This is a genomic window from Myroides sp. LoEW2-1 (assembly GCF_009767705.1).
Taxonomy (GTDB): domain Bacteria; phylum Bacteroidota; class Bacteroidia; order Flavobacteriales; family Flavobacteriaceae; genus Flavobacterium; species Flavobacterium album_A.
Genome location: NZ_WSPP01000220.1, coordinates 1 through 7,140 on the forward strand (window position 1 = coordinate 1; position 7,140 = coordinate 7,140).

Annotated in this window: 7 protein-coding genes and 1 riboswitch; of the genes, 6 read left to right on the plus strand and 1 reads right to left on the minus strand. The window is 33.7% G+C overall.

Annotated features, from left to right (window positions below):
• Positions 1–125: 125 nt before the first annotated feature.
• The 4 genes from GOQ24_RS12305 to GOQ24_RS12320 are packed head-to-tail and all read left to right on the plus strand — an operon-like array spanning position 126 to position 3,731.
• Entirely contained in the window at positions 126–1,076 is a 951-nt protein-coding gene (locus GOQ24_RS12305) for an ABC transporter permease (protein WP_160339827.1), read from the plus strand.
• On the plus strand, positions 1,069–2,016 hold the full coding sequence (locus tag GOQ24_RS12310; RefSeq protein WP_155091633.1) for an iron chelate uptake ABC transporter family permease subunit: 948 nt from the start codon (positions 1,069–1,071) through the stop codon (positions 2,014–2,016). Before GOQ24_RS12305 ends, GOQ24_RS12310 begins: the two co-directional genes overlap by 8 nt.
• Positions 2,013–2,771 (plus strand): ABC transporter ATP-binding protein, encoded by a 759-nt coding sequence (locus tag GOQ24_RS12315; RefSeq protein ID WP_155091634.1) that lies wholly within the window; start codon positions 2,013–2,015, stop codon positions 2,769–2,771. Before GOQ24_RS12310 ends, GOQ24_RS12315 begins: the two co-directional genes overlap by 4 nt.
• Before the next feature lie 24 nt (positions 2,772–2,795).
• Positions 2,796–3,731, plus strand: coding sequence for a siderophore ABC transporter substrate-binding protein (locus GOQ24_RS12320; protein ID WP_155091635.1), 936 nt, complete (start codon positions 2,796–2,798; stop codon positions 3,729–3,731).
• Between the two features lie 370 nt (positions 3,732–4,101).
• On the opposite strand, the gene GOQ24_RS12325 is transcribed toward GOQ24_RS12320, so the two are convergent.
• Complete coding sequence (locus tag GOQ24_RS12325) at positions 4,102–4,527, minus strand: acyl-CoA thioesterase (protein ID WP_155091636.1); 426 nt, start codon at positions 4,525–4,527, stop codon at positions 4,102–4,104.
• 154 nt (positions 4,528–4,681) lie between these two features.
• A riboswitch (cobalamin riboswitch) is annotated at positions 4,682–4,823 on the minus strand.
• A 364-nt stretch (positions 4,824–5,187) separates the two neighbouring features.
• On the opposite strand from GOQ24_RS12325, the gene GOQ24_RS12330 reads away from it, so the two are divergent.
• Both GOQ24_RS12330 and GOQ24_RS12335 read left to right on the plus strand, forming a co-directional pair.
• Positions 5,188–5,550: a BlaI/MecI/CopY family transcriptional regulator gene (locus GOQ24_RS12330; RefSeq protein WP_155091637.1), complete on the plus strand. Its 363-nt coding sequence runs from the start codon at positions 5,188–5,190 to the stop codon at positions 5,548–5,550.
• 18 nt (positions 5,551–5,568) lie between these two features.
• Positions 5,569–7,068: a M56 family metallopeptidase gene (locus GOQ24_RS12335; RefSeq protein ID WP_160339828.1), complete on the plus strand. Its 1,500-nt coding sequence runs from the start codon at positions 5,569–5,571 to the stop codon at positions 7,066–7,068.
• Positions 7,069–7,140: the final 72 nt, after the last annotated feature.

Consider the following 7,140-nt stretch of genomic DNA (forward strand, 5'->3'; position numbering starts at 1 on the left):
AGGTTTATAATAATTGTAATCCTTGCTAATTCTAAGATTGCTTGAATTTTTGTTTTTCTTAGCGGGCTTACTTTTATATATTTGCTTTTATTTAAACGGATTCTAAATAAATATTAAGTAAATATATGATAAGAATTATTTTAGTTCTTATACTCATAATAGTATCATTTATTTCCCTTTTTATAGGAGTAAAAGATATTTCAATATTGGATTTACATCGCTTAGACAATGATGAATTACTAGTTATGGTCGTAAGTAGATTACCAAGAATGATATCGGTGTTGATTGCTGGAATTGGTATGAGTATTTCGGGACTTATTGTGCAACAGATTTCTTTAAACAAGTTTGTATCTCCTACAACAATGGGGACATTAGACGCTTGTAAGATGGGAATTTTATTTAGTATGATTTTGTTCCCAAGTGGAGGGATGATGTACAAGATGGTATTATCGTTTACCATTGCATTATTAGCGAGTGTGATTTTCTTGAAAATATCAAGTAAGATAAAAATGCGTAGCATTATTTTCGTACCGTTAGTAGGGATTGTTTTTGGAAATATATTAAATGCGATATCTACGTTCTTTGCTTACAAGTATAATTTAGTGCAGAATATGGAAGGTTGGCTAATTGGAGATTTTTCTTCTATTATCCAAGGGAATTACGAAGTACTGTATTTGGGTATACCTGTTGTGATTCTTTCTTATTTATATGCAAATAAATTCACTATAGTTGGACTTGGAGAGGAAACTGCCACAAGTCTTGGGTTAGATCACAAAAAGATCACCTACCTTGGACTTACTTTTGTAGCTATAACCTCTACTGTTGTTGTGCTTACAGCAGGAGTAATTCCTTTTTTAGGGCTTATTATCCCGAATATAGTGAGTTTAATGTTTGGAGATAATTTAAAGAAGACTATCAGCTATACGGCTTTAATAGGTGCGATATTCTTGTTGATTTGCGATATTATTAGTCGAATGCTTATTGCGCCATATGAAATTCCGATTGGCCTTACAGTGAGTATTATTGGAGGAGTGATCTTTTTAGTATTAATTTTAAAGAGAGCTAAGAATGTTTAAAAATAAAGTTATTTCTATCTTGTTAGTAGCTTTGTTGTTATGCATCGCTATCTATATGTTCACCTTCACAGGTACTAAACTCGATTATGTATTGCCACGTAGAGGCTATAAGATTATAGCAATGGTTCTTGTTTCCTTTGCTATTGCCTACTCGTCGATTGTTTTTCAAACGATATCTGCCAATCGTATTTTAACGCCGTCTATCATGGGGTTTGATTCTTTCTTTTTATTGATTCAATCCACTTTGGTGTTTATCTATGGAGACAAGACTTTTCAAGTTTTGAATGCAGAATCAAATTTTGCAATATCAGTAGGACTGATGCTTTTGTTTTCTATCGCGATGTACTATTTGGTATTTAGACGAGAGAGTAAGAGTATGTATTTATTATTGCTTGTAGGGCTTTTGATGGGGACGCTTTTTAGGAGTTTTTCATCTTTTATAGTCATGCTTATTGATCCCAATGAGTTTATGATTGTTCAAGCGGCAATGTTTGCCTCTTTTGACAAGATAAATCTGAATCTCTTAGGTATTTCTTCTATCATATTAATTGTTAGTATGATTTGGGGAGCAAGATATTTTAGACAGTTAGATGTAATGAGTTTGGGTAGAGAGAATGCAATAAGCTTAGGGGTTGATTATCACAAGGTGATTAAAGTGAACTTGATGATTATCTCAGTGATGGTTGCTATATCAACAGCTCTTGTAGGGCCTATTACCTTTTTGGGAATATTGGTAGCAAACCTAACTTATGAGTTGGTTAAATCAAGCAAACATATCTATATGGTAACAGCTTGTTGTTTATTGACAGCTGTAACAGTAATTGGCGGACAATACCTTGTTGAACATTTATTTAATATGTCAACAACAATAAGTATTATCATTAATTTTGTAGGAGGTATATATTTCATTTATTTATTATTAAGAAGTAACAGAGGATGATTGAGGTAAAAAATGTAACCAAGAAATATGGGGAAAAGAGCATACTTGACAACGTTTCAGTTAGTTTCCCAAAAGGTAAAATTACTTGTTTAGTTGGAGGTAATGGGACTGGAAAGAGTACGCTATTGTCTATCATCAGTAGACTTGTGGCGCGCGATTCAGGAGAGATTAACTTAGTTAATCAAGAAATTGTCAATTTTACCAATAGAGATTTTGCTAAGCGTTTATCTATTTTAAAACAGGCAAATCATCCTAATGTACGATTAACTGTGAAGGAATTAGTGTCTTTCGGGCGCTTTCCACATTCGCAAGGAAGATTAAATCACCTTGACCATGAGAAGATAGATGAGAGTCTTGATTTTATGGGCTTGATTGATATTCAAGATCAATATATTGATGAACTTAGTGGAGGACAGAGACAGCGCACATTCTTAGCGATGGTTCTGGCACAAGATACAGATTATATTTTGCTGGACGAACCACTAAATAATTTAGATATGAAACACTCTGTTGAGATTATGAAGATTCTTCGTGTCTTAGCAGATGATTACGGGAAGACAATCATTATTGTAGTGCACGACATTAATTATGCGTCTTCTTATGCAGATTATATTGCCGCGGTTAAAGATCACAAGATTATCCATTTTGGACCAACAGATGATATTATTCGCGAAGATATCATGAAGGAAGTGTTCGACATAGATATGACTATAGTCGATAACTGTAACAATAAAGTCTGTATTTATTTTAAGTAGATTATTAAATTGTTAACTAAAATTATGAGTAAATTATTTATAAGCTGTTTAGCTGCTTCAGCTATGCTTTTTGTTTCGTGCAAGGACACGAAAAAACAAGAGGAGAATACAGAAAGAGAAAAAGTAACTGTAGAGCATATCTCTGGAACAACTGAGGTTTTAAAGAACCCTAAAAATGTTGTTGTGATTGCATATGGTGCTTTAGATTCTTTTGATGAGCTTGGTATTCCTGTAAAAGGAGCGCCTAAAACAAATCTTCCATCTTACTTAGACAAGTATGCAAAAGACGAGTCTATTGTTGATATTGGGGGTATTAAGGAGCCAAACTTAGAAAAAGTGAATGCTGCTGATCCTGAATTAATTGTGATTGGAGCGCGTACTGCTGCTATGGTAGACGAGTTTAACAAAATTGCACCTGCTGTAAACTTAGATGTAGATGCAAAAGATTATATGACTTCTTTTAAAAACAATCAAATCGCTATCGGTAAGATGTTTGGCAAAGAGGAGCAAGTAGAAAAAGAGTTAAAAGATATTGATGCACGTATCGCTAAGATTAACGAAGCTGCAGCGAAGTCCGACAAGAAAGCTTTAATTGTATTGACAAATGAAGGTCGTATGAGTGCTTATGGACCAGGTTCTCGTTTTGGTATCATTCACGATGTGTTTGGTGTAAAACCAGCAGATAACAAGATTGAAGTTGCTACCCATGGACAATCTATTTCTAATGAGTTTATCAAGGAAATGAACCCTGACTATATCTTTGTTATTGACCGTGGTGCTGCTATTAAAAGAGCGACAATGACTAAAGAGGCATTTGCTAATGCTTTAATTCAACAGACAAATGCTTATAAAAACGATAAAATTGTATTCTTAAACCCTGAAGTATGGTATTTATCAGGAGGTGGATTAAAATCTATCAAAATGATGATCACAGAGGTCGAAAATGCAATCGCTGAGTAAATTTAATTTTAAATGAATAAAAGGGTTATACGCAAGTATAGCCCTTTTGTTTTTATATAGTACTCGGTTTTTAAGTTTGGATTGACCAAATATTATCCTAAGTGTTAGTAGAGTAGGGGAAAACTACAAGATGAAGATGTAGAATATTTTATCTTTTAGCCATGACACTTATGCGTTTTTTAGTAGCTCTTAGCTAATTGTGATTAGATTGGCATAATGCGTATAGAAAAAATAAAGATATAGGCCAAAACACGGATGTATTAAACTTTTATATTAAGTGCTAAAACACTTGAGCTTAATTCCTATTTCGTGTATGGATAACAAAAAAAAGCTCTCTATTACAGAGAGCTTTTGTTATTTAAGGTGAATCTTATTCATCTATTTCATCCAGAACAGGTACTGGTCTTTTGCTTTCGTTAATAGCAACAAGGGTAAAAGATCCTGTGATTGCCTTTTCACGTCCATCTCTATACATGCTCTCTACAAATACATCTACACGTACATCCAAACTTGTGCGTCCTACACGAGTAACAGTTCCAATTAGTTCTACTAATGTTCCAGCGGGAATTGGGTGATTAAAGTCAACTTTATCACTCGATACAGTTACAATAGGTTTACGACAAAAACGCGTAGCTGTCATAAAGGCAATTTCATCCATAATGTATAATACTGCCCCACCAAACATTGTATTGTGGTGATTTGTTTGCCCAGGGAATACTGTTCTGAATACGTGAGTTTCGGAATCTTTAATTTTCTTTTGGATACGTAATTCTCTGTTTGTTAATTGACCTTCCATATTGATGTAATGATTGTTATTACTTAGTTTACTTTTTACCTTTTAAATTGGTATAGCTTATGGTTTGGTTTAATCATTGTAGAGCATTTCAAAATGTCATAAGGGAAATAGCTCTAATTTCGACTAAGCTTCAAATCGCGAAAGCATGGTTTATGGTTCGTATAGCTGAGTAAGTGTGGTAATCTGACTTATAATCAGCTCGGCTGATTATTTACAGTTGCGCGACAGCTCGTGAATTTCACACGATTCCCCACTTGTCTTAGTACTAAGAACAAACTTACACTTTTGTGTTCTATACAAGGGCAAATATACGAAGTATAAATGGTTTATAAGTGGCCTTTGTGAAATAATAGTCTATGACTCTTAGCTTCTCATAGTGTTTTAGATTGATAGTAGGAGCAATTGATTTGTCTTGTCAATTGGTGTTTCTATATGTTATTATTGACAAAGTATTTTATAAACTCTTTGTTTTCTCAAGTTTTACTTTTTGCTATGAAATCATATAATAATATAAGAGTTTATTAATTGTTAGCGAGAGAAAAAAGTTTTTTTATTATAGTGTATTTCATTGTTAATTAAGTTTTTATGTCGATAACTAAAGAATTAGTTGTATAACTAAAAAGTTAGTTGTATGTTTGATTAACTAATAAAAATTAGACAATGGAGAAGCTTACAAACAAAGAGGAGGAGATCATGCGCATTTTGTGGAAAATTGAAAAGGGATTTATAAATGATATTTTGCAACAGATGGATGAACCAAAACCACATTACAATACACTTTCGACTTTGGTGCGAATATTAGAGGACAAAGGAGTGGTAGCACATCATACTTTTGGGAAGTCGCATCAATATTATCCCTTAGTTGATATTTCATCTTATAAGAAACAGTTTATGGAAGATACCATGCAGAAGTACTTTGATAATTCTTTTGCAAATCTGGTAAACTTCTTTGTCAAGGACAAGAATATAAGCAAAGAAGAACTCGATGAAATTAGCGCATTAATTGAGAAGAATAGAAAGTAAGAACCAATCGACTGACTTATGACGACCATTTTTATTTATTTTCTAAAAGTCAACTTGTTGTTGAGTTTTACCTTTGCATTTTACTACGTGTTTTTGCGAAGAGAAACTTTTGTACGCACAATAAGGTGGTACTTTCTATTGGCTATCGCAGGTAGTTTTATTCTGCCAAGTGTTTTTTGGACAAGGGAAATAATTCTTGAGGACACTCCTATTTTACTTGATCAGTGGTTAGTTGATAGTGAGCAAGTAGATCTACCAACAGATCATACAATGCAAGTAATAGAAACTACCGTGAATTGGCAGGACTATGCAATATCCCTTTATGCGGGAATAGGCGCTTTGTTTTTACTTTCACTCTTAGTGCAATATCTGCGTGTCTTGTATCGTATCGGCTCATTGCACAGTTGTGAGATTGCAGATAATGTACTTGTAGATTATCGTACTAAAGATGCTTATTCTTTCTGGAACAGTATTGTTCTACCTGCAAATTATAAGCAGATAGAGCGAATAGATCTTGTTTTATTACACGAGAGTATTCACATCAAGCAAAAACACTCTGTTGACCTATTGATTATAGGAGTGACAAAAGCAGTATGTTGGATAAATCCCTTTGTGTACTTACTGCAACGAGCGATTAATTTGAATTTAGAATTCCTTGTAGATCAGCAAGTAAGTCGCGATATTAATACGTTTGATTATCAAAAAGCTTTATTGGAGTACCAATATGCAAGATTAGAACATACATCTATTGTTAATTCTTTCAAGTCTTCGGATTTCAAACGCAGAATCATAATGCTTAACACTCAAAAATCACCAATCATGAAAAAAATGAAATTGTTGTTACTTATGCCATTTTTACTGGCTTTTTTTGGCTTTTTTCAAGTACAAGTAAAAGCGAAGATAAACAATAGTAAGCCAGATAGTGAAAGTTTATCAAACTTTGTAGATCAAGTGCAAAGTCAGTCATTACCTGTGATATTATCCGATTTTGATCAGAAGCAACTTGCTCCCATACTCGCGCAAGATACTCTTGGCCTAGTGAGTGAAATTAGTAAAGACCAATCAGTTAAATCTACTGACTCTACTGTGCAAGTATATAGGGTGGAGCGTGGTAAAAAGCAGACAAAGAAGTCAGAACAACTGAAAGGTCGTGGATTGGACAAATTGGCGGAAATAGGTAAACATTCTCCTATGTATATCGTGGATGGAGAGAATGCTGATTCACAACAAGTCAAAGCTATTTTACCAGAAGATATTGAGTCTGTCTATGTCTTTGAAACTAAGCAAGGAATTGAAAAATATGGAGAGGAAGGTAAAAATGGTGTGGTCTTTATTTTGACAATAGACAATAATGACCAAGAGAAAAACTTGCGAAAAATTGAATTGCGAAAGGAACTACAAAAAAGAAAAGTAGAACTTAAAAAGGAACGTCAGGCAAGGAAATTAGAAGTGGCAGTAAGTAAAGAGATGCGTGATGATGCTGTTAAAGGTATCCACCCTAGCAAGTACATCTTGTGAGGTATAAAAATTATTCTACAGCGTCAGAGATTGCCTTTTTATAGTTATGAGGATATAAATCTGTAATATTCT

Coding starts and splice junctions, on each gene's coding strand:
- GOQ24_RS12335 (WP_160339828.1), top strand. CDS start 5,569: ATGACGACCATTTTTATTTATTTTCTAAAAGTCAACTTGTTGTTGAGT.
- GOQ24_RS12315 (WP_155091634.1), top strand. CDS start 2,013: ATGATTGAGGTAAAAAATGTAACCAAGAAATATGGGGAAAAGAGCATA.
- GOQ24_RS12305 (WP_160339827.1), top strand. CDS start 126: ATGATAAGAATTATTTTAGTTCTTATACTCATAATAGTATCATTTATT.
- GOQ24_RS12330 (WP_155091637.1), top strand. CDS start 5,188: ATGGAGAAGCTTACAAACAAAGAGGAGGAGATCATGCGCATTTTGTGG.
- GOQ24_RS12310 (WP_155091633.1), top strand. CDS start 1,069: ATGTTTAAAAATAAAGTTATTTCTATCTTGTTAGTAGCTTTGTTGTTA.
- GOQ24_RS12320 (WP_155091635.1), top strand. CDS start 2,796: ATGAGTAAATTATTTATAAGCTGTTTAGCTGCTTCAGCTATGCTTTTT.
- GOQ24_RS12325 (WP_155091636.1), bottom strand. CDS start 4,527: ATGGAAGGTCAATTAACAAACAGAGAATTACGTATCCAAAAGAAAATT.